This is a genomic window from Streptomyces sp. NPDC088810 (assembly GCF_044750305.1).
Lineage (GTDB): Bacteria > Actinomycetota > Actinomycetes > Streptomycetales > Streptomycetaceae > Streptomyces.
The window spans coordinates 26,345-47,603 of sequence record NZ_JBIVJQ010000005.1; the positions used below are offsets into that span (position 1 = coordinate 26,345).

General features: G+C 71.6%; 19 protein-coding genes. 9 read left to right on the forward strand and 10 right to left on the reverse strand.

Annotation, left to right across the window (positions count from 1 at the left end; translation table 11 throughout):
* Positions 1–136: 136 nt before the first annotated feature.
* A complete protein-coding gene (locus tag ACIP4Y_RS17900; RefSeq protein WP_401394042.1) occupies positions 137–1,714 on the reverse strand; it encodes a peptidoglycan recognition protein in 1,578 nt (525 codons plus the stop codon).
* A gap of 111 nt (positions 1,715–1,825) precedes the next feature.
* Here ACIP4Y_RS17900 and ACIP4Y_RS17905 point away from each other — a divergent pair, with 111 nt between their 5' ends.
* The 4 genes from ACIP4Y_RS17905 to ACIP4Y_RS17920 all read left to right on the forward strand — a co-directional run bounded on the left by ACIP4Y_RS17905 (position 1,826) and on the right by ACIP4Y_RS17920 (position 7,677).
* The gene (locus tag ACIP4Y_RS17905) at positions 1,826–2,581 is read left to right on the forward strand and encodes a TIGR03089 family protein (RefSeq protein ID WP_401394045.1); all 756 of its coding nucleotides are present in this window, start codon (positions 1,826–1,828) and stop codon (positions 2,579–2,581) included.
* Between the two features lie 171 nt (positions 2,582–2,752).
* A complete protein-coding gene (locus tag ACIP4Y_RS17910; protein WP_401394048.1) occupies positions 2,753–3,940 on the forward strand; it encodes an LCP family protein in 1,188 nt (395 codons plus the stop codon).
* 232 nt (positions 3,941–4,172) lie between these two features.
* A complete protein-coding gene (locus tag ACIP4Y_RS17915) occupies positions 4,173–5,936 on the forward strand; it encodes an LCP family protein (protein ID WP_401394051.1) in 1,764 nt (587 codons plus the stop codon).
* 139 nt (positions 5,937–6,075) lie between these two features.
* Positions 6,076–7,677, forward strand: a complete 1,602-nt coding sequence (locus tag ACIP4Y_RS17920) for an LCP family protein (protein WP_401395179.1) — start codon at positions 6,076–6,078, stop codon at positions 7,675–7,677.
* A gap of 57 nt (positions 7,678–7,734) precedes the next feature.
* Here the strand turns inward: ACIP4Y_RS17920 and ACIP4Y_RS17925 are convergent, their stop codons facing one another.
* Positions 7,735–8,763 carry a glycosyltransferase family 2 protein gene (locus tag ACIP4Y_RS17925; protein WP_401394054.1) on the reverse strand — a complete coding sequence of 343 codons (1,029 nt, stop codon included), beginning with the start codon at positions 8,761–8,763 and terminating at the stop codon, positions 7,735–7,737.
* A 248-nt stretch (positions 8,764–9,011) separates the two neighbouring features.
* On the opposite strand from ACIP4Y_RS17925, the gene ACIP4Y_RS17930 reads away from it, so the two are divergent.
* Entirely contained in the window at positions 9,012–10,388 is a 1,377-nt protein-coding gene (locus ACIP4Y_RS17930) for an LCP family protein (RefSeq protein WP_401394057.1), read from the forward strand.
* Positions 10,389–10,417: 29 nt separating this feature from the next.
* Here ACIP4Y_RS17930 and ACIP4Y_RS17935 read toward each other — a convergent pair whose 3' ends face one another.
* Complete coding sequence (locus ACIP4Y_RS17935) at positions 10,418–10,978, reverse strand: acyl-CoA thioesterase (RefSeq protein ID WP_358640488.1); 561 nt, start codon at positions 10,976–10,978, stop codon at positions 10,418–10,420.
* A gap of 118 nt (positions 10,979–11,096) precedes the next feature.
* On the opposite strand from ACIP4Y_RS17935, the gene ACIP4Y_RS17940 reads away from it, so the two are divergent.
* Positions 11,097–12,422, forward strand: a complete 1,326-nt coding sequence (locus ACIP4Y_RS17940) for an LCP family protein (RefSeq protein WP_401394060.1) — start codon at positions 11,097–11,099, stop codon at positions 12,420–12,422.
* 61 nt (positions 12,423–12,483) lie between these two features.
* Here ACIP4Y_RS17940 and ACIP4Y_RS17945 read toward each other — a convergent pair whose 3' ends face one another.
* Together ACIP4Y_RS17945 and ACIP4Y_RS17950 are read right to left on the reverse strand one after the other, a co-directional pair.
* Positions 12,484–12,858 carry a four-helix bundle copper-binding protein gene (locus ACIP4Y_RS17945; protein ID WP_358640491.1) on the reverse strand — a complete coding sequence of 125 codons (375 nt, stop codon included), beginning with the start codon at positions 12,856–12,858 and terminating at the stop codon, positions 12,484–12,486.
* An 86-nt stretch (positions 12,859–12,944) separates the two neighbouring features.
* Entirely contained in the window at positions 12,945–14,102 is a 1,158-nt protein-coding gene (locus ACIP4Y_RS17950) for an acyl-CoA dehydrogenase family protein (protein WP_358640513.1), read from the reverse strand.
* 190 nt (positions 14,103–14,292) lie between these two features.
* On the opposite strand from ACIP4Y_RS17950, the gene ACIP4Y_RS17955 reads away from it, so the two are divergent.
* The gene (locus ACIP4Y_RS17955; protein WP_401394064.1) at positions 14,293–15,636 is read left to right on the forward strand and encodes a UDP-glucose dehydrogenase family protein; all 1,344 of its coding nucleotides are present in this window, start codon (positions 14,293–14,295) and stop codon (positions 15,634–15,636) included.
* Positions 15,637–15,725: 89 nt separating this feature from the next.
* Here the strand turns inward: ACIP4Y_RS17955 and ACIP4Y_RS17960 are convergent, their stop codons facing one another.
* Positions 15,726–16,232 carry a CGNR zinc finger domain-containing protein gene (locus ACIP4Y_RS17960; protein WP_401394067.1) on the reverse strand — a complete coding sequence of 169 codons (507 nt, stop codon included), beginning with the start codon at positions 16,230–16,232 and terminating at the stop codon, positions 15,726–15,728.
* A gap of 86 nt (positions 16,233–16,318) precedes the next feature.
* Here ACIP4Y_RS17960 and ACIP4Y_RS17965 point away from each other — a divergent pair, with 86 nt between their 5' ends.
* Together ACIP4Y_RS17965 and ACIP4Y_RS17970 are read left to right on the forward strand one after the other, a co-directional pair.
* On the forward strand, positions 16,319–16,687 hold the full coding sequence (locus ACIP4Y_RS17965; RefSeq protein ID WP_358640519.1) for a VOC family protein: 369 nt from the start codon (positions 16,319–16,321) through the stop codon (positions 16,685–16,687).
* Between the two features lie 39 nt (positions 16,688–16,726).
* Positions 16,727–17,119, forward strand: a complete 393-nt coding sequence (locus tag ACIP4Y_RS17970; protein WP_401394071.1) for a VOC family protein — start codon at positions 16,727–16,729, stop codon at positions 17,117–17,119.
* A 4-nt stretch (positions 17,120–17,123) separates the two neighbouring features.
* Here the strand turns inward: ACIP4Y_RS17970 and ACIP4Y_RS17975 are convergent, their stop codons facing one another.
* From ACIP4Y_RS17975 to ACIP4Y_RS17990, 4 genes are all read right to left on the reverse strand, one after another.
* The gene (locus ACIP4Y_RS17975) at positions 17,124–18,260 is read right to left on the reverse strand and encodes a dipeptidase (protein ID WP_401394074.1); all 1,137 of its coding nucleotides are present in this window, start codon (positions 18,258–18,260) and stop codon (positions 17,124–17,126) included.
* A gap of 129 nt (positions 18,261–18,389) precedes the next feature.
* Complete coding sequence (locus ACIP4Y_RS17980; protein WP_401395182.1) at positions 18,390–19,583, reverse strand: dipeptidase; 1,194 nt, start codon at positions 19,581–19,583, stop codon at positions 18,390–18,392.
* Positions 19,584–19,591: 8 nt separating this feature from the next.
* Entirely contained in the window at positions 19,592–20,116 is a 525-nt protein-coding gene (purE, locus tag ACIP4Y_RS17985; protein WP_401394077.1) for a 5-(carboxyamino)imidazole ribonucleotide mutase, read from the reverse strand.
* On the reverse strand, positions 20,113–21,252 hold the full coding sequence (locus ACIP4Y_RS17990; RefSeq protein WP_358640527.1) for a 5-(carboxyamino)imidazole ribonucleotide synthase: 1,140 nt from the start codon (positions 21,250–21,252) through the stop codon (positions 20,113–20,115). The genes purE and ACIP4Y_RS17990 overlap by 4 nt, the downstream gene beginning before the upstream one ends.
* Positions 21,253–21,259: the final 7 nt, after the last annotated feature.

The window sequence follows — 21,259 nt, forward strand, 5'->3', positions numbered from 1 at the left end:
GTTCCGGCCGGTCAGTGTATGCAGACCGTGCGACGACGCCTTCGATGGCCGCGCGGTGTCCCGCGCATCGGCGTGCGGTGTCCCCCACCCGTCCCCCCCACCCGTCCCCCGACGGCGGTGAACGCGGGCCCCGGCCTCAGCGCCCCTGGTACGTCGCCGCGCTGGAGCGGGCCGTGCCGAGCTTGGCGTAGAGCCGCTTGCCGGGGCACTCGGTGGCGAACCCGTCGCGGTGGCCGGAGATCACGTTCAGTCGTACGTTCTTCCCCTTGGGGTAGAGATTGCCACCGCCCGACGTGAGATATGTCTTTCCGAGCGGATTGGCCCCATAGAGCCCGAGCTTCCACGCGGTGAGCCGGGCGACGGCCGTGACCGCGCTGCTCGACGGCTGGGCCGACCCGTACGTGCCGATCACGGCGATGCCCGTGCTGTTGGTGTTGAACCCGAGGGTGTGCGCGCCGAGCACCGCCTTGGCCACGCCCCCGGCCCGGCCCTCGTAGATCGTTCCGCACTTGTCGACGAGGAAGTTGTAGCCGATGTCCCGCCAGCCCATGCTCTTGACGTGGTAGCGGTAGATACTGCGGATGACGGACGGGGCCTGGGCGCAGGTGTACTTGTTGCCCGAGGCCGTGTGGTGGACGAAGGCCGCCTTGACCTTCGTCGTGTAGACGAACCCGCGCTCGCGCAGTGACTCGTCCGCGCCCCAGCCCCGGCGCGTGACGATCCTCGGGCGCGGCCCGATGTACGGCTTCGCCCGCGCGGGGTCGTCGAGCGCGGTGCCCTGGAGGCGGCTCAGTTCCCGCTCGGTGGCCTCCCGGTCCAGTTCCGGGATCGCGGTGGCGCCGAAGTCGGTGATGTCGGCGTTGGCGCCGGACGCGGCGATCGCGGCCTCCGTGTCCACGGCGGTACGGGGCGGGTCGTCGGCCGGCAGGTTCCCGGGCGGCCGCTCGCCGGCGTCCCCCGCCTCGTCACCCTTCTGCGTCTGCCTGGCCTTGGCCTCCTCGGCCTCCAAGGCCTCCAGCACCTCACCGGCCTCGTCGGCCTCTGCGGCATCCAGCGCCTCCGAGACCCCCGCCTCCACCGCGCCGGTGCCCTCGTCGCCGTCCCCCGAGCCTTCCCCGTGCCCTCCGTCCTTGCCGGGATCGACCAGCTCCAGCCGCAGCCCCGACGGCAGCGGCGGCCGCGGCCCTCCCGCCCGCCTCCCGGGCGCGCCCCCCGATCCCTCCGCCCGGACCCGCAGGTCCACGCCGTCCGACTCCCCCACCCACAGCGGCGCGGTCCCCCCGCGCAGCCGCGGGGCCAAGCCCTCCGCCGTACCCGGGTCGGCGCCGTGGTCGGCGGTGTGCGTCTCGACGTCCTGCCAGCCGGACCACTGGCCCGTCGCGGCGGACCGGGTGCGCACCTGCACCCGGCCGTGCAGTTCGCTGCCCGGGTCGTCCCAGACGACGCCGACCAGCGCGAACCGTGCGAGGCCGGTGCGGTACAGCCCCTGCTCCGGGGCGGCGCCGAGGACGCGCTCCCGGGCGAGGGGGACGAGCGGCAGCGACTGGGTGCTGCCGGGCACGGCGGACCCGGCCGGCGCCGTCGCGGCGGTCGCCGGCGGGGCCGGGGCGAGCGCGACGACCGCGGCGAAGGTGACGCCGATCGAGCAGGCGGTGAGCGGGGAGACGCCGGGACAGGAAGTGAGGAATCCACGCATGGGCATGATCTTGGACATAGTCAGACAAATATGTCCATCAGGAAACTGACGGAGTGTCGGGAGGTGTTCCGCCGAACCGGTGACCCCACCGCCCGGCGCGCCCGTCCGCCCGCGCGTACCCTGTCCCGGGTGAACGCCACCGATCGCACCCCTGCCGACCTGCTGGCTTCCGCGCTCGCCGCGGACCCCGGCCGCCCGCTGGTGACCTTCTACGACGACGCCACGGGCGAACGCGTCGAACTGTCCGTGGCCACCTTCGCCAATTGGGTGGCCAAGACCGCCAACCTCCTCCAGGGCGACCTGTCCGCCGGCCCCGGCGACCGGGTCGCGCTGCTGCTGCCCGCACACTGGCAGACGGCGGTGTGGCTGCTGGCCTGTTCCTCGGTGGGCGCGATCGCGGACGTCGGCGGGGACCCGGCGGCGGCCGACGTGGTGGTGAGCGGGCCGGACTCCCTCGACGCCGCGCTCGCCTGCACCGGTGAGCGGGTCGCGCTGGCACTGCGGCCGCTGGGCGGGCGTTTCCCGCAGACTCCGGCCGGGTTCCTCGACTACGCCGTGGAAGTGCCGGGACAGGGTGACCGGTTCGCCCCGTTCGCGCCGGTGGACCCCGAGGAGCCGGCGCTCATCGTCGCCGGGCGGGAGTTCAGCGGGGCGGAGGTCGTCGAGCGGGCCGCTTCCGAGGCGGGGGCGCTCGGGCTGACGGGGCCTGGTTCGAGGCTGCTGTCCGGGCTGCCGTACGACACCTGGGAGGGGCTGAGCGCGGGGCTTTTCTCGCCGCTGGCCGTCGGGGGGTCCGTGGTGCTGTGCCGGAATCTGGCCCGGCTGGACGAGGACGCTCTCGCCAAGCGGGTGGAGAGCGAGCGGGTGACGACAGTACGGCGGTGAGGCCGCCCCGGGGGGGTGCGCAGGCGTGGTGGCCCGGCCGCATGTCCCCGCGCCCCTGAGGCCTCGCCGTTCCCCCGATCGGAGTAGTACAGGGCGCTTCCGGCCCCCTCCCCCGCCATCGTCGTAAGAGCAGGACGCGACGCTCGTACGCCGTGAGGGGATGGCCCCATCGTGACCGACACCGCAGGCAAGCCCCTCGGTCCCGGTCCCGGGTCGGGAGCCTCGGCGACCGGGGACGGGCTGATACGACGGCGGCGCCGGCGCTGCGTGCACGGTTCCGCGCTGGGGGCGGCCGTCCTCGTCGCCGCGGCCGCCGGGGCCGGCTGGGCCGTCTACGCCAAGCTGAGCGCCAACATCACCGCCGACGACGCCGCTGCCGCCGAACTCGCCCGGTACGAGCGGGAGCGGCCCACCGCGCTGGTGCGGGACGCGCAGAACATCCTGCTGATCGGGTCCGACACACGGGCCGGGGACGGCAACCGCAAGTACGGCAGGGACCTCGGCACCGAGCGGTCGGACACCACGATCCTGCTGCACCTGGCCGCCGACCGGCGCAGCGCCACCGCCGTCTCGCTGCCCCGGGACCTGATGGTGGACATCCCGGGCTGCCGGCAGGAGGACGGCAGGCGCAGCGACCCGGTGTTCGCGATGTTCAACCACGCCTTCCAGGTGGGCGGTTCGGCGTGCACGATCCGGACCGTCGAGAAGCTGACCGGCATCCGCGTCGACCATCACATGGTCGTGGACTTCAGCGGGTTCAAGGAGATGGTGGACGCCGTCGACGGGGTGGAGGTGTGCCTGAAGGAACCCGTCGACGACAAGGCGGCGCAGCTGAGACTGCCCGCAGGGAAGGTCACGCTCGACGGGGAGCAGGCGCTCGGGTTCGTCCGGGCCCGCAAGTCGCTCGGCAACGGCAGCGACACCGAGCGGATGGAACGCCAGCAGCGGTTCCTCGGCGCGCTCGTCAACAAGGTACAGAGCAACGACGTGCTGCTGAATCCCGTGAAGCTGTATCCGGTGCTGGACGCGGCGACCTCCTCGCTGACCACCGACCCGGAACTGGCCAGCCTGCGCGGCCTGTACCAGTTGGTGCGCGGGCTGCGTGACGTTCCCACGGACCACGTGCAGTTCCTGACGGTGCCGAGGGAGTCGTACGTCTATGACGCCAACCGTGATCAACTCGTGGAGCCGGAGGCCGAGAAGCTGTTCGCGCGGCTGCGGGCCGACCAGCCGGTGGTGGTGACCCAGGAGACTTCACAGAAAGTTCCCGGGCAGGACACAGGGGCGGGCGGGGCGGACGGCCCCTCGCCGGCGCCGACATTTCGCGGGAACACCGCCGCCGAACAGACCTGTGAGTAAGGCGCAGGGCAAGAACCGCGAACTTCCGTTCAGAAAATGAGGGGGATTGCCCGGTTGTAGGCAGGTGGAATTTGTCACCGGCGTCGCTCGACGCTGAACTGGGCGGATAGTGTGAGCGATCCGGTGCACCTGGCCGCGAGGTCCGTCCTGGGGTCGTGCACTGATTCACCGAGACCCGAGCGCCTTGGAGGGGGAAGGCGCCGCGTGGCCCCGACGGAGGATTCGGACAACCGTGGACGCGCAAGGCCGTGGGCGGGCGGACAACATCGACCCCGCAGACCAGTGGGTACTCAATCCGAACACCGGCGAATACGAACTGCGACTGAGCCCTTCCGCAGCGCAGCCGCCGGTTCCCGGACCGCGCAGACCGTCCTCCGGGGACGGGGACGGGGGCGGTGTGGCGGGCGGCCGTACGCGGCAGCCGGCCGGACAGAACCGGCAGTCGCCCCGGGCGCGCGGCACCGAGGTGCCGGCGCCGCGCTCGGCCCGGCGCCGGGGCGCCGAACCGGAGGCACCGCAGGGGCGGCGCGCCGCCCGGCGGCCGGTGAAGAAGAAGTCGACGGCGAAGAAGGTGCTGCTGTGGACGGGTGGGTCCATGGCCTTCGTGCTGGTCGCCGTGACGGCCGCCGGCTACCTCTACATCAAGCACCTGAACGACAACATCACCTCCGTGTCCGACGACGGCGCCGGCACCGGCGGCTTCCGCAAGGACGAGGCGATCAACGTCCTGCTGATCGGCACCGACAAGCGCACCGGCAAGGGCAACGAAGGCTACGGCGACTCGGGCAGCGTCGGCCACGCCGACACCACGATCCTGCTGCACGTCTCCAAGGACCGGTCGAACGCGACCGCGCTCAGCATCCCGCGCGACCTGATCGTCGACATCCCGGACTGCCCGACGCAGCAGGAGGACGGCAGCCAGAAGGTCATCCCGGGTTCCGAGGGCGTCCGCTTCAACACGAGCCTCGGGCAGGACGACCGTACGCCCAGCTGCACCATGCGCACGGTGACCGAGCTGACCGGGATCAAGCCGGACGACTTCATGGTCGCCGACTTCAACGCGGTCAAGACGCTGACCGAGGCGGTCGGCGGGGTCGAGGTCTGCCTGGCCAAGGACATCGACGACCCGGACTCGCACCTGAAGCTGTCCGAGGGCACGCACAACATCTCCGGTGAGCAGGCGCTGGCGTTCGTGCGCACCCGGCACTCCGTCGGCTTCGGCGGCGACCTGAGCCGGATCGGGCTCCAGCAGCAGTTCCTGAGCGCGCTGATGCGCAAGCTGAAGGGCAACTCCACGCTCAGCAGCCCGACGAAGATGGTGAAGCTGGCGGAGGCGGGCACCAAGGCGCTGACCGTCGACGACAAGCTGGACAGCATCAGCAAGCTGAAGGACCTGGGTCTGGAGCTGGGCAAGCTCAACCCGAAGAACCTGACCTTCGCCACGGTGCCGGTCGTGGACAACCCGGCGGAGAAGGTCAAGTCCACGGTCGTCCTCAACGAGTCGAAGGCCCCGGCGGTCTTCGAGGCCATCCGCAACGACGTCTCCTTCACCGACGTGAAGAAGAAGCAGAAGGCGGCGAAGGACGCCCAGGCCGCCCGGCTCAAGGGCAGCAAGGCGCCCGCCTCCGAGGTGCGGGTGCGCATCCTCAACGGCGGGGCCGTGGGCGGCAGCGCCCAGGCGGTGCTCAACTGGCTGCAGAACGACGAGGGCGTGACCAAGTCGGAGAACTCCGGCAACGCGCCCGCCGCGCTGAGCCGGACCACACTGGAGTACGCGCCCGACCAGGCGGCCCAGGCGCGCCGACTGGCCGCGATCATGGGGCTGTCCGGGGCCGCCATGAAACCGGGCAAGAGCGTGACCAACTCCCAGGGGCTGCCGGCGATGACGCTGACCCTGGGCAAGGACTTCAAGGGTGCGGGCGTGTCCCTCACACCGGCGACCAAGGCTCCGGACGTCGACAAGTCCACGGCAGACAAGGTGAAGTGCGCCGGGTAGGTAACCCTATGGGCCCGTCAAGCGTCTAACCGGACGCGGGACGGGCCCGTTGCTTGGCGCGAGGGTGGGGAGGGCAGGGAGTTTGGCGCAGAGCGAGGTGCGCGGGGAGGCTCCGGCGGTCGAGGACACGAAGGACACGATGTCGCTCGCGTCGAGAACCACGGACGCCCCGGCGCGTTCCGGCCGGCACGGCGGCCGACGGCGGGCCGGCGGTCCGCAGACCGATCGGCGGCGGCGCAGACGGCGCGTGCTGCGCTGGTCGGCGACCGTGCTGGCGGTGGTGATACTCGGCACGGCGGGCGCCGGATATCTGTACTACCAGCATCTCAACAGCAACATCCAGAAGGGCAAGCGCGCAGGCGGCGACGACTCCAAGGCGCACCGGACCGCCCCGAACGCGGCCGGCCAGACCCCGCTGAACATCCTCCTGATCGGCTCCGACAGCCGGAACTCCAAGGAGAACGTGAAGCTCGGCGGCAGCCGGGACAAGGCCGGTGACCCGCCGCTCGCGGACGTGCAGATGCTCATCCACCTCTCGGCGGACCGCAAGAGCGCCGCCATGGTCAGCATCCCGCGGGACACCCGGGTGCACATACCCGAGTGCAAGGACCCGGACGGCAAGGACTTCCCGCCGACGGACGACATCATCAACGTCACCCTGGCCCGGGGCGGAGCCGGCTGCACGCTGCTCACCTGGGAGGAGCTCACCGGGGTCTACATCGACCACTGGATGACGATCGACTTCGCGGGCGTGGTGCGGATGGCGGACGCGATCGGGGGCGTCGAGGTCTGTGTGAACCAGAACGTCTGGGACCACTCGACCCCCAGTCAGCGCGGCGGCTCCGGTCTGAAGCTCACGGAGGGATCGCACAAGGTGAAGGGCGAACAGGCCCTGCAGTGGCTGCGCACCCGGCACGCCTGGGGCAGCGACCTGATGCGGGCCCGCGCCCAGCACATGTACCTGAACTCGATGATCCGCACGCTGAAGCAGCAGAACGTGTTCACCGACACCGGCCGGCTGATGGACCTGGCCGAGGCGGCCACCAAGTCCCTGAAGGTCTCCGAGGAGATCGGCACGGTCAAGAAGCTGTACGACCTCGGTATGGAGATGAAGTCGGTACCGACCGACCGCATCACCAGTGTGACGATGCCCAACGTCCCGGACCCGAACGACCCGGACAACCACGTCGTCCCGGACAAGGCCAAGGCCGACGAGCTGTGGCAGATGCTCCAGGACGACGTGCCGTTCGACAAGAACGGCGGGAAGTCCGACGCCAAGAAGGACGGGCACAAGGACAAGCCGGCCAAGACCCCCTCGGTCGACGCGGCCCGGCTCGGCGTGCTGGTGCAGAACGCCACCCGGACCTCCGCCGAGGCCGCGGTCCCGCAGCGGGCGTCGGCGATCGGCCAGGCGCTCGTGCAGAAGGGCTACGCCCGGGCGCAGACCGACACCTCGGGAAGCCGGTCCGAGGACAAGACGGTCGTGCGGTATCCGAGCGCGGACCTGGAGGGTGACGCCCAGGCGGTGGCCAAGGCGCTGGGCATCCCGATGGGCCAGGTGGAGAAGTCCACCGACGTGTCGGGGGTCACGGTCGTCGTCGGCGCGGACTGGCGCACGGGGGCCGCCTACCCCAAGAAGTCCGCCCCGAAGGCCGGCGACCTGCCCGAGGGCACCGACGCCGCCAACGCCTCGGACAAGCCGACGTGCATGGACGTGTACAAGCCCTACCAGTGGCACTGACGGACCGGCGCAGCGAAAAGGGCCCCTCCACGGCAGGAGGGGCCCTTCGCGGGTTCGTCAGACGGCGTCCAGGACCGCGGGCCGCCGGGAGGCGATGACCTTCTTCGCCAGGGACTTCGGGCTGGTCAGGAAGCCCCAGCCCCAGGACATGTGCATGGTGGCGAGGGCCACCGGGATCTGCAGCCGGGCCTTCAGGGGCAGCCCCTTGCCGGCCGGGAGGGAGCCCGCGACGATCGCGGCCAGGTAGCCGCCGGGGATCACGAGGCCCCACGGGGTCAGCGCCGCGCCGACGACCAGCCCCGCCGCTATCGCGCACACCGCCACCGGCGGGGCGAGGTAGCGCAGGTTGATGGAGCCGGAGTGGTAGCGGGCGACGACGTGCCGCCAGCGGCCGTAGTCCTTGTACTGCTTGGCCAGCGCCCGCACCGACGGCCGCGGCCGGTACGACACCCTCAGCTCGGGCGAGAACCAGATGAGCCCGCCCGCCTCGCGGATCCGGAAGTTCAGCTCCCAGTCCTGGGCGCGGATGAACTCCTCGTTGTAGCCGCCCTGCTGCTCCAGCGCCTCGCGGCGGAACACACCGAGGTAGACCGTCTCGGCGGGGCCGGCCTGGCCGCCGGTGTGGAAGGCCGCGTTGCCGACGCCGATCTTCGAGGTCATCGCGGCGGCCACCGCGTGCTCCCAGTCGTTCTCGCCCTCGGCGTGCATGATGCCGCCGACGTTCTGCGCGCCGGTCTCCTCCAGCAGGCGCACGGCGGTCGCGATGTAGTTCGGCGAGAGCATGCCGTGGCCGTCGACGCGGACCACGATGGGGTGCCGGGAGGCCTTGATCGCCGCGTTCAGCGCCGCGGGCGTGCGGCCGGTCGGGTTCGGGACGGTGTGCACGCGCGGGTCTTCGGCGACCAGCTCGGCGGCGATCTCGTCCGTGCGGTCCGTGGACGGACCGAGGGCGATCACGACCTCCATCTCGCCGGCGTACTCCTGCGCGAGGATCGCTTGGACGGCCCCGCGCAGATGCCGCTCCTCGTTGAGGACGGGCATGATCACGGACACAGCGGGGAGCCGCACGTCGGGCTTGGCGTTCATAGGGGCCTCACGTTACCGCGAACGGGGGACACGGATGCGCGCCGCCGGGCCTGCGACGCGGGCTGGAGATCGTATCGGCCTACTGTGCTCACGGATCCCACGTACGGCCTCGTCCGGAGGTGTCCTCCTTGCCCAGCCCGCCTCGGTCCCCCGCGCCTCCGCAACGCCGCCAGCCGCCCCGCCGTGTGCCGCGACCGCCCGAGCGGCCGGTACGGTCCGTCCGGCCGCCGCGGCGGCCACGCTGGGCCATGCGGGCGGTCACCACGCTGTCGGTCGTGGTGCTCGCCTCCGCCGGGATCGGGCACGCGGTCGTCGCCAGTCTGGACGCGGGGATCTCCCGGATCGACGCCTTCAAGGACATGAAGAACCGGCCCCGGGCGGGTCACGGCATGAACCTGCTGCTGGTCGGCACCGACGGCCGCGACAAGATCAGCGAGCAGGACCGGCGCGCCTACCGGCTGGGCGGGCAGCCCTGCCACTGCACCGACACGATGATGATCGTGCACATCTCGGAGGACCGGGAGCGGGCCACCGTGGTGAGCCTGCCGCGCGACTCCTACGCCGAGATGCCCGCGCACGTCGACATGAACTCGGGGCAGCGGCACGGCCCGCACCCGGTCAAGCTCAACGCGGCCTACGCCGAGGGCGGCCCCCAGCTGACCATCCGCACGGTCGAGAACATGACCCACGTGAAGATCGACCACTATCTGGAGGTCGACTTCACCAGCTTCATGAGGACCGTCGACGTGCTCGGCGGGGTCAAGGTGTGCACGCCGACGCCGCTGAAGGACACGTACACCGGGCTCGACCTCGGGCCCGGCACCCACACCCTGCTGGGCGGGCAGGCGCTGCAGTACGTGCGCGCCCGGCACATCGACGGCGCCAGCGACCTGGGCCGGATGAAGCGGCAGCAGCGGTTCCTGGCCGCGCTGCTGGAGAAGACGACCTCCTCCGGGGTGCTGCTGAACCCGATGCGGTTCCGGGACGTGACCCGGGCGGTGCTCGGCTCGGTCCGCGCCGACGAGGGCTTCGGCACCGATGAGCTGCTCGACCTCGGCCGCGCGATGCGGGAGTTCTCCCCCTCCTCGTCCGAGTTCGCCACCGTCCCCGTCGGGCAGATGAACTTCCAGGTCAAGGGAATCGGCTCGACCCTGAAGTGGGACCCGGCGAAGGCCGACGAGCTGTTCCGGGCACTGCGCGACGACAAGCCGCTCGCCGGGGACCGCCCGCACCGGGACCCGGCGCAGGCGCCGCTGCCGGTGGAGGTGGCCCCGGACACCGTCCGGGTGCAGGTGGCGAACGGCAGCAGCACGGTCGGGCTGGGCAAACGGGTGGACGCGGCGCTCGCGGCGACCGGCTTCGCCACCACCCGCCTGCCGGTGACCGCGCCCGCCCATGTGGCGCGCACGGTGATCTCCTACGACCCCCGCTGGGACCGCTCCGCCCGCTCCCTGGCCGCGGCCCTGCCGGGCAGCGAGCTGCGCGCGGTGCCGGGGCAGGGGCCGCTGCTGAAGGTGGCGGTCGGCGCGGACTTCGCCGACGTGCGGAAGGTGCGGAAGGTGCGCTTCGAGGACCCGGCACAGCCGGAGCAGAATGTGGTGCGGGGCAACGAGGTGGTGTGCTGAGCGCTCCGCCGGGAGCGCCTCGGCAGGCCCTAGTCCTCGAAGCCCTCGGCCGCCCGCTTCTCCCGCAGCTCGCGGATCGCGCGGCGGCGGGCCAGGCGGTGGGTGCGGCGGATCTGGGCCTCCTGGTAGCGGCGGCGGTCCCGGTCGGTCTCCGGTATCACCGGCGGCACCCGGCGCGGCCTGCCGTCGGCGTCGACGGCCGCGAAGACCAGGTACGCCGAGCCGACCTGGGTGGCCGGGTCCGACTCGTTCCAGCGCTCGGCGAGCACCCGGACACCGATCTCCATCGAGGTCCGGCCGGTCCAGTTCACCTGCGCCTTGACGTGGACCAGGTCACCGACGCGGACCGGCTCCAGGAACACCATCTCGTCCATGGACGCGGTGACGGCGGGACCGCCGGAGTGCCGGCCGGCCACCGCGCCCGCCGCGTCGTCGACCAGCTTCATGATCACTCCGCCGTGCACCGTACCCAGCAGGTTGGTGTCGTTGTGGGTCATGATGTGGCTGAGGGTGGTGCGCGAGGCGGACGTGGGCTTGCCCGGGATGTCCGGCTGCATGTCCGGATCCGTGTCCGTGGCCTGGTCTGTCATGCCCTCCACCTTATGCCGACGCGCATTCGCGGACTTTGTGTCGGGTTCGCAACAGCAGGGCCCTGATTTCCCGACATCCCTTGTCGAGCACATATCCGCGCCCTGCACACTGGGGCGCATGAATGACTGGCCCGAGGGATGGTCCGACGACAACCGCGGCCCGCGCTACGGACGCGGCAGTGCCGGCGCACAGCCGGAGGGGCCCCGCGTGATGCGTCAGGTGCGGCGCGGCCCGGCGGTACCGCCCGGACCGCGCTCGGCGTACGGCGACCCCGGCCCGGCGGCGCCGCCGTACGGGGCCGGTGTGCCGCAGCAGCCGTCGTACGTCGACGGCCGCGGACACGAGGAAGGCGCCGGCTACGGCGACTACGACAGCGGCTACAACACGGGCCAGGTCTACGGCAGCCCCGGCGGCCGGGGCCCGGGCGGCCCGGAAGGCGCGTCGACCCGCGCCCCGCGTCCCGCGCCGAACTGGCGGCGCCGGATCAAGTGGACGGCGATCACGCTGGCGACCGTGCTGGTCGTCACGTCCGTGGCCACCTACTTCTGGGCCGACTCCAAGCTGCGCCGCGAGGTGGACCTGTCGACGGTCATCGACCGGCCGGAGTCGGGCGCGGGCACGAACTACCTGATCGTCGGCTCGGACAGCCGTGAGGGCATGTCCAAGGCGGACGAGAGGAAGCTGCACACCGGCGGCGCCGAGGGCAAGCGCACCGACTCGATGATGATCCTGCACGTCGGCGACAACGGCGACACGCTGATCTCGCTGCCGCGCGACTCGGACGTGGTGGTCCCGTCGTACAAGGGGTCGACGTCCGGGAAGACCTACCCGGCGCAGGGGCGGCACGCGAAGCTGAACGCGACCTACGCCGAGGACGGGCCGACGCTGCTGGTCCGCACGATCGAGGCGAACACCGGACTGCACATCGACCACTACGTGGAGATCGGCTTCCAGGGCTTCGCGAACATCGTGGACGCGGTGGGCGGCGTCGAGATCGACATCGACAAGGGCTTCAAGGACAAGTGGTCGGGCGCCGACTTCAAGGCCGGCAAGCAGACCCTGAACGGCCGGCAGGCGCTCGCGTTCGTCCGTACCCGGCACGCGTTCGCCGCGTCCGACCTGCAGCGCACCAAGAACCAGCAGAAGTTCCTGGCCGCGCTGGCCCACCAGGTGGCCACCCCGTCGACGGTGCTGAACCCGTTCAAGTTCTACCCGACCATGGGCGCGGGCCTGGACTCCCTGATCGTCGACAAGGACATGGGCCTGTGGGACCTGGCCTCGATGTTCTGGGCGATGAAGGGCGTCAGCGGCGGTGACGGCACCTCGATGAACATGCCGGTCTCCGGCTCCTCCGGCGGCAACCTCGTCTGGGACAAGGCGAAGGTGAAGACGCTGGTGGACGAGCTGAACAACGACGAGAAGGTCACCGTCTCCGGCAACTGACGGCGGCGCGCGCGACGGTCCGAGGGCACCCCGCGGGGTGCCCTCGGCCGTGCGCGGTGGCTCACATGCCGGCGGCCGCCATCGCCCGGCAGGTCTCCGCGCAGCGGCGACACGCCTCGGCGCAGCGCATCATCTGCTGGTCGTCCGGCATGGACATACACGCCTCGGCGCACATGTCGCAGACCTTCGCGCAGAGCATGCACATCTCGCCGGCCATGGGCGAGCGCCGCATCATCATGTCGGCGCACATGCGGGTCGTCTCGGAGCAGTCCATGAGCGCTCGCATGACCTGCATCTGCGCCTGGCCGCCCTGCTGCATGCAGGAGCTCATGGTCTCCTCGCACATGTTGTGGCAGTTCATGCAGGCCTCGATGCAGTCCTGCATCTGCTGCGTGAGGGCGGGCATCATTCCGGACCGGGACTGGGACTGGGTCATGGCTCCTCCTGGGACGGCGGGTGGGGCCCGGGGCGGGCCCCATGTGCTTCCGTCCTACGCCGGGGAGCGATGTCCCGCATGTCGGGTTACGGCAGGTTGCGGGCCATGACGATCCGCTGAACTTGGTTCGTGCCCTCATAAATCTGGGTGATCTTGGCGTCGCGCATCATGCGCTCCACCGGGTAGTCGCGGGTGTAGCCGTAGCCGCCGAGGAGCTGGACGGCGTCGGTGGTGACCTCCATGGCGACGTCCGAGGCGAAGCACTTGGCGGCGGCGCCCAGGTAGGTGAGGTCGGCGTCACCGCGCTCGGAGGCGGCGGCGGCCTGGTAGGTGAGGGCGCGGGCCGCCGAGATCTTCATGGACATGTCGGCGAGCATGAACTGGATGCCCTGGAAGTCGGCGATCGCCTTGCCGAACTGCTTGCGCTCCTGGACGTAGCCCTTGGCGTAGTCGAGGGCGCCCTGGGCGCAGCCGAGGGCCTGGGCGGCGATGGTGATGCGGGTGTGGTCCAGGGTCTTCATGGCCGTCAGGAAGCCCGTGCCCTCCTCGCCGATCATGCGGTCGGCGGGGATGCGGACGTTGTCGAAGTAGACCTCGCGGGTCGGGGAGCCCTTGATGCCGAGCTTCTTCTCCGGGGCGCCGAAGGAGACGCCCTCGTCCGACTTCTCGACCACGAAGGCCGAGATGCCCTTGGAGCGCTTCGAGGGGTCCGTGACCGCCATCACCGTGTAGTACTCGGAGACGCCCGCGTTGGTGATCCAGCGCTTCACGCCGTTGAGCACCCAGTAGTCGCCGTCGCGGACGGCCTTGGTCTTCATGCCGGCCGCGTCCGAGCCCGCCTCCGGCTCGGAGAGGCAGTACGAGAACATCGCGTCGCCCTTGGCGAGCGGGGTCAGGTACTTCTTCTTCAGCTCCTCACCGCCGGAGAGGATCACCGGGAGCGAGCCGAGCTTGTTCACGGCCGGGATGAGGGAGGAGGAGACGCAGGCACGGGCGACCTCCTCGATCACGATGACCGTGGCGAGGGCGTCGGCACCGGCGCCGCCGTACTCCTCGGGGACGTGCACGGCGTGCAGGTCGTTGGCGACGAGGGCGTCGAGGGCCTCCTGCGGGAAGCGGGCCTCCTCGTCCACCGCCGCGGCGTACGGCGCGATCTTCGCCTCGACCAGCGAACGGACGGCGTCCCGGAGCATGTCGTGCTCCTCGGACGGGCGGTACAGGTCGAAGTCAGCCGATCCGGCCACGGTGTCTCACGCTCCAAAGACGCAGTGATACTGACGCTAATTACCGTTAAGTAACTGAATTTTAGAGGGCCTGGGTGAACACGCCTACGTGAGCTTGGTGACAGCGGGAAAGTTGCCCGCTGAGCGGCCCGACTATGCTCAGGCACCGCATGACCGAGCAGGACCGACGGACCGGAGCTGGAGCACACCCATGAGCCTGAAGATCACCGTGATCGGCACCGGCTACCTCGGCGCCACACACGCCGCGGCCATGGCCGAGCTGGGCTTCGAGGTGCTGGGCCTGGACGTCGTACCGGAGAAGATCACCCTGCTGGAGCGCGGCGAGACCCCGATGTACGAGCCGGGGCTCGAGGAGCTGCTGCGCCGGCACGTGGCCGGGATCGAGGGATCCACCGGGCGGCTGCGGTTCACCACGGACTGGGCCGAGGTCGGCGCCTTCGGCGAGGTGCACTTCGTGTGCGTGAACACCCCGCAGAAGCACGGCGAGTACGCCTGCGACATGAGCTACGTCGACTCCGCGATCGCCTCCCTCGCCCCGCACCTGCGCGGCCCGGCCCTGGTGGTCGGCAAGTCGACGGTGCCGGTGGGCTCGGCCGAGCGGCTGGCCGCCTACCTCGCCGAGCACGCCCCGGCCGGCGCGGACGCCGAGCTGGCCTGGAACCCGGAGTTCCTGCGCGAGGGCTACGCCGTCCAGGACACCCTGCACCCGGACCGGATCGTCGTCGGGGTGCGCAGCGAGCGGGCCGAGAAGCTGCTGCGCGAGGTGTACGCCGGCCCGGTCGGCGAGGGCACGCCGTTCGTGGTCACCGACTTCCCCACCGCCGAACTGGTGAAGACGGCCGCGAACTCCTTCCTCGCCACCAAGATCTCCTTCATCAACGCGATGGCCGAGGTGTGCGAGGCGGCCGGCGGTGACGTGGCGAAGCTCGCGGAGGCCATCGGGCACGACGACCGGATCGGGCGGAAGTTCCTGCGCGCCGGGATCGGCTTCGGCGGCGGCTGCCTGCCCAAGGACATCCGGGCGTTCATGGCCCGGGCGGGCGAGCTGGGCGCCGATCAGGCGCTGACCTTCCTGCGCGAGATCGACTCCATCAACATGCGCCGGCGCGGCCAGATGGTGGAGATGACCCGGGAGGCGCTGGGCGGCGGCTCCTTCCTCGGCAAGCGGGTCGCGGTGCTCGGGGCCACCTTCAAGCCGGACTCGGACGACGTCCGCGACTCGCCCGCGCTGAACGTGGCCGGCCAGATCCACCTCCAGGGCGGCCAGGTGACGGTGTACGACCCGAAGGGCATGGAGAACGCCCGCAAGGTCTTCCCGACCCTGGGGTACGCCGACTCGGCGCTGGCGGCCGTCCGGGGCGCCGACGTCGTGCTGCACCTGACCGAGTGGGGCGAGTTCCGCGAGCTGGACCCGGCGGCGCTCGGCGAGGTGGCGACGGCCCGGGTGATCCTCGACGGGCGCAACACCCTGGACCCGGAGCAGTGGCGGCGGGCGGGCTGGACGTACCGGGCGATGGGCCGCCCCACCGCATAGCACGCAGCGGCATCAGGTGACGCCGGTTCGGCCGAGGCTCAGTCGGCCGAACCGGCGTCTGTCCGCATTCTGCACCACGCCGCTGTGGCTCACGCACCCTTCGCCCGGTACCGGCGCATCTTCGCGCGTGCCCCGCACACCTGCATCGAGCACCAGCGGCCGCGGCCGGCGGGGCTGCGGTCGTAGTACGCCCAGTGACAGGTGTCGGCCTCGCACGACTTGAGCCGGGTCCAGGTGCCGGCGACCAGCGCCTCGGCGACGGCGGCGGCGACCCGGGAGAGCAGCGGGCCCTCCTCGGCGGGGGCGAGCCGGGCCGAGCCGTCCCGCTCGTCGACGGCGACGCGGAGCGGGGCGCGCGCCAGCAGGGTGCCCAGCGGGGTCACCGCGCGGTGCGGCGGGTGGCCGGCGTGGGCCAGCAGCGCGGCCCGCAGCGACTCGCGCAGTTCCCGCGCGTCGGCCAGCTCGGTCTCGGTGATCCCGAGGCGCTCGCGGCCCTCCGGCGTGTCCAGCGAGTCGGCGCCCGTCTCGATGTCCAGCGTGTTCACCAGGGACTCGATCAGGGCCAGCCCGCCGGGTGCGGCCGATCTCTCGCTCATGCTTGCGACGTTACCTCTTGTGCGAGAGCATGCAGTAACCGTTACCGGTTGCCCCGTCTTGTGGGTAACGCATGGAGGAGGTAGTCATGGCGCTCGCCAAGCTCGACGTCGTGGTCCTGGACTGTCCCGACCCGCGCGCGCTGGCCGGCTTCTACGCCGGTGTGCTGGGCGGCACGGTCGAGGAGAACCCCGAGGACGGCACGTGGGTGGACCTGAAGGTGCCGGGCGGGCCGGCGCTGGCCTTCCAGCAGGCGTCCGGCTTCGTGCCGCCGCGGTGGCCCGCGCCGGACCACTCGCAGCAGTTCCACCTGGACCTCGCCGTGGAGGACCTGGACGCGGCCGAGAAGGGGGTGCTGGAGCTGGGCGCGAAGCCGCTGGACGCGGAGGACCGCGAGCGCAGCTTCCGTGTCTACGCCGACCCCGCTGGGCACCCGTTCTGCCTGTGCGCCTGCTGAACCCGAGGCGCCCGCCCAACCGTTCCGGAGGAGAAGCCCATGGCGTCCGTGGCCCGTTTCCGTAACGTCGTGCTCGACTGCCCCGACCCGCACGCGCTGGCCGCCTTCTACGCGGCGGTGGCCGGCGGGACCCCGCAGCCGGAGGACGACGACTGGGTGGTGCTCCGGGTCCCGGACGGTCCCCGGCTCGCCTTCCAGCGGGCCGAGGGGCACACCCCGCCGGAGTGGCCGCGGGCGGACCGCAACGGCCAGCAGCTCCACCTGGACTTCGACGCGGGTGCGACCTGGGCGGAGCTCGACGCGGCGCACGAGCGGGTGCTGGCGCTGGGGGCCCGCCCGCTGGACCTGGAGGACCGCGAGAAGAAGGACTTCCAGGTGTACGCCGACCCGGCCGGGCACCCGTTCTGCCTGTGCCGGATCGAGGGGTCGTGACGTCCTAGGAGGCGTCCAGTTCGGTGATCTTCGCGGTGGACGCCTCCCGGCGCTGCTGCGCGGCGCGGGCGACGAAGTCCGCGCTGCGCAGCACCCGCTGCACGTTGCCCCAGGTCAGCAGGGCCAGTTCGGTCTCGGACCAGCCGCGCCGGAGCAGCTCGGCGATCAGGTGGGGGTAACGGGAGGCATCGGCGAGGTCCCGGGGGTGGACGGCCCCGGAGTCGTAGGTGCCGGACAGGCCCACGCAGTCGGAGCCGGCCACGTCGCGGACGTGGTCGAGGTGGTCGGCGACGTCGGGGACGGTGGGGCCGGTCTGCTCGGCGGTCAGCGGCACCATGCACAGGCCCTTCGCCCGGCCCAGGGCGGCGAGCAGCTCGTCGGGCAGGTTGGCGGGGTGCGGGCGCAGGGCGCGGGCGGCCGAGCGGCTGCACAGCACCGGGGTCTTGGACAGGGCGATGGTCCGCTCGACGGTGTCCGGGGCGGCTCCGGAGACGTCGGCGAGCACCCCGAGACGGTTCATCTCCCGGACGACCTCCTCCCCGAACCGGGTCAGCCCGAAGGAGCCCGCCCAGGCGGTGTCGGCGAGCGTGAGCACGCGCAGCCCGAGGGCTTGGAAGATGCGCAGGAGGCCGAGGGAGTCGTCCAGGGCGGCGCCGGGCGCGGGACCCAGCACCACGGCGACCCGGCCGCAGTTGCGGGCGTCGATGACCTGCCCGGCAGTACGCACCAGCCGCAGGCCCTCCGGGTGGGCCTCGACGACCGAGCGGACCAGGTCCAGCTGCTCCAGGGTGACCGTCACGGCGCGTTCACCGTCCGGTTGCTCGGGCAGGTGCAGCGACCAGAACAGCGCGGCGACATGCCCCTCGCGCAGCCGGGGCACGTCCGTGTCGACGGCGGCCTCGCCCAGCTCCAGGTCGTACCAGGGCAGATGGCGCAGGGCCCAGGGCAGGCCGCTGTAGCCGTCGGCGACCGGGTGGTCGGCGAGCAGGGCGTGCGCCCGCTCCAGCAGCTCGCCGGCCGGCTGCCCGGGACGGTGGTGCACCCGGTCGAGCGAGGCCGGGACCGAACCAGGGTCGTCCGGCAGGCAATCGTCCTCGCCGACCTCGGTCGTGGTGGGGATGTCGTCCTGGAGGTCGGCCATGGCGGGCTCCGTACGTCGTCGTCGGCTACGTCGGTCGTGAGCTACGGCGTGCAGTGGCTGGCGTACCGACACGGTCGCACGGAGCGGAGGGGACCTTCCTGGTGAGTGGGGCGTTCGGGGGTAACCCGGTCAGCTCTCGCCGCGCGTGCCGTCGAGCGACTCGATGGTGGCGAGGGACGGCGCGCGGGTGGTCCGCAGGTCCCGGGCCACGTCCTCGGCGGCGCCCAGGACGCGCACCGCGTTCTGCCAGGTCAGCTTGGCCAGGTCGGCCGTGGACCAGCCGCGTTGGAGCAGCTCGGCGAGCAGGTTGGGGTAGCCGGAGACGTCGTTCAGGCCGTCCGGGGTGAACGCGGTGCCGTCGTAGTCGCCGCCGATGCCCAGGTGGTCGATGCCGGCGACCTCGCGCATGTGGTCCAGGTGGTCCGCGACCGTGGACACCGTGGCCACCGGGCGCGGGTGGCGCTCCTCGAAGGCGCGGTGGATCTTCATCGCCTCGGGGCCGGTGTCCAGGTGGTGCACGCCGTGGGCGCGCATGTTCTCGTCGGCGGCGGCCGTCCAGTCGACGGCGGCCTGGAGCACGAACTTGGGCACGAACGTCACCATGGCCATGCCGCCGTTGGCGGGCAGGCGCTCCAGGACGTCGTCGGGGACGTTGCGGGGGTGGTCGCACACGGCCCGGGCGGAGGAGTGCGAGAAGATCACCGGCGCGGAGCTGGCGTCCAGCGCGTCCCGCATGGTCGTCGCCGCCACGTGGGAGAGGTCGACGAGCATGCCGAGGCGGTTCATCTCGCGGACGACCTCGCGGCCGAAGGCGGACAGGCCGCCCACGCCGGGTTCGTCGGTCGCGGAGTCCGCCCAGTCCACGTTGTTGTTGTGGGTGAGCGTCATGTAGCGCACGCCGAGCGCGTACAGGCCGCGCAGGGTGCCCATCGAGTTGGCGATGGAGTGGCCGCCCTCGGCGCCCATGAGCGAGGCGATACGGCCGTCCCGGCGGGCCGCGTCCATGTCGGCGGCGGTCAGCGCGGGCGCCAGGTCCGCCGGGTAGCGGTCCAGCAGCTGCCGGACGCAGTCGATCTGCTCCAGCGTCGCCGCGACCGGGTCCGGCTCCTCGCAGGGCACGAACACCGACCAGTACTGGGCGCCGACGCCGCCCGCGCGCAGCCGCGGCAGGTCGGTGTGCAGCTGCTCGTGCCGGTCGCCGGCGATGTCCAGGACGTCCAGGTCGTAGCCGGCCTGCTTGCGCAGCGCCCAGGGGAGGTCGTTGTGCCCGTCGACCACGGGGAACTCGCGCAGCAGCGCGCGTGCCTCGTCCAGGGCGGCCACCACGGCGGTCACTTCCCGAAGCCGAAGCCGCTGCCCGCGCCCTCGACCTTGGCGCGCAGCCGCTTGCCCTTCTCGGTGGCCTGGTCGTTGAGGTCCTGCTGGAAGTCGCGCATCTTGTGCAGCAGGTCCTCGTCGTGCGCTGCGAGCATCCGGGCGGCGAGGAGACCGGCGTTGCGGGCACCGGCGACGGAGACCGTGGCCACCGGGACCCCGGCGGGCATCTGCACGATGGACAGCAGCGAGTCCATGCCGTCCAGGTACTTCAGCGGCACGGGCACGCCGATGACCGGCAGCGGGGTGACGGAGGCGAGCATGCCCGGCAGGTGGGCGGCACCGCCCGCACCGGCGATGATCACCTTCAGGCCGCGGTCGGCGGCCTGCTCGCCGTACGCGATCATCTCCCGGGGCATGCGGTGCGCGGAGACGACGTCGACCTCGTAGGCGATCTCGAACTCGTCCAGGGCCTTGGCGGCGGCTTCCATGACGGGCCAGTCGGAGTCCGACCCCATGACGATGCCAACAACGGGGCTCATTCGGTGATGGTGCCTCTCAGGTAGCCGGCTGCGTGACGGGCGCGCTCCAGCACCTCGTCCAGGTCGTCGCCGTAGGTGTTGACGTGTCCGACCTTGCGGCCCGGCTTCACGTCCTTGCCATACATGTGGATCTTGAGCTTGGGGTCGCGGGCCATGCAGTGCAAGTACGCGGAGTACATGTCCGGGTAGTCGCCGCCCAGCACGTTGACCATCACGGTCCACCTCGCGCGCGGGCGCGGGTCGCCCAGCGGCAGGTCCAGGACCGCGCGGACGTGGTTGGCGAACTGCGAGGTGATCGCGCCGTCCATGGTCCAGTGGCCGGAGTTGTGCGGGCGCATCGCCAGCTCGTTGACGAGGATGCGGCCGTCGCGGGTCTGGAACAGCTCGACGGCGAGGTGGCCGACGACGCCCAGCTCCTTGGCGATGGTCAGCGCCATCTCCTCGGCCCGCAGCGCCAGGTCCTCCTCGAGGTCCGGCGCGGGGGCTATGACCGTGTCGCAGACCCCGTTGACCTGCTGCGACTCCACCACCGGGTAGGCGACGGCCTGGCCGTGCGGGGAGCGGACGACATTGGCGGCCAGCTCGCGGACGTAGTCGACCTTCTCCTCGGCGAGCACGGGGACGCCGGCGCGGAAGGGCTCGGCCGCCTCCTCGGCGGAGTCCACGACCCATACGCCCTTGCCGTCGTAGCCGCCGCGGACCGTCTTGAGGACGACGGGGAAGCCGTCGCCCTCGGCGGCGAACCGGACGACATCCTCCGGGTCGCTGACGATCCGGTGCCGGGGGCACGGGATGCCGATCGCGTCGAGTCTGGCCCGCATCACGCCCTTGTCCTGGGCGTGCACCAGCGCGTCCGGGCCGGGGCGCACGGGGATGCCGTCCGCCTCCAGGGCCCGCAGGTGCTCGGTGGGCACGTGCTCGTGGTCGAAGGTGATCACGTCGCAGCCGCGCGCGAACGCGCGCAGCGTCTCCAGGTCGCGGTAGTCGCCGATGACGACATCGCTCACGACCTGCGCGGCGGAATCCTGCGGAGTGTCACTGAGAAGCTTGAATTTGATGCCCAACGGGATGCCCGCCTCGTGCGTCATACGCGCGAGCTGCCCCCCGCCGACCATGCCGACTACCGGGAACGTCACACCCCTA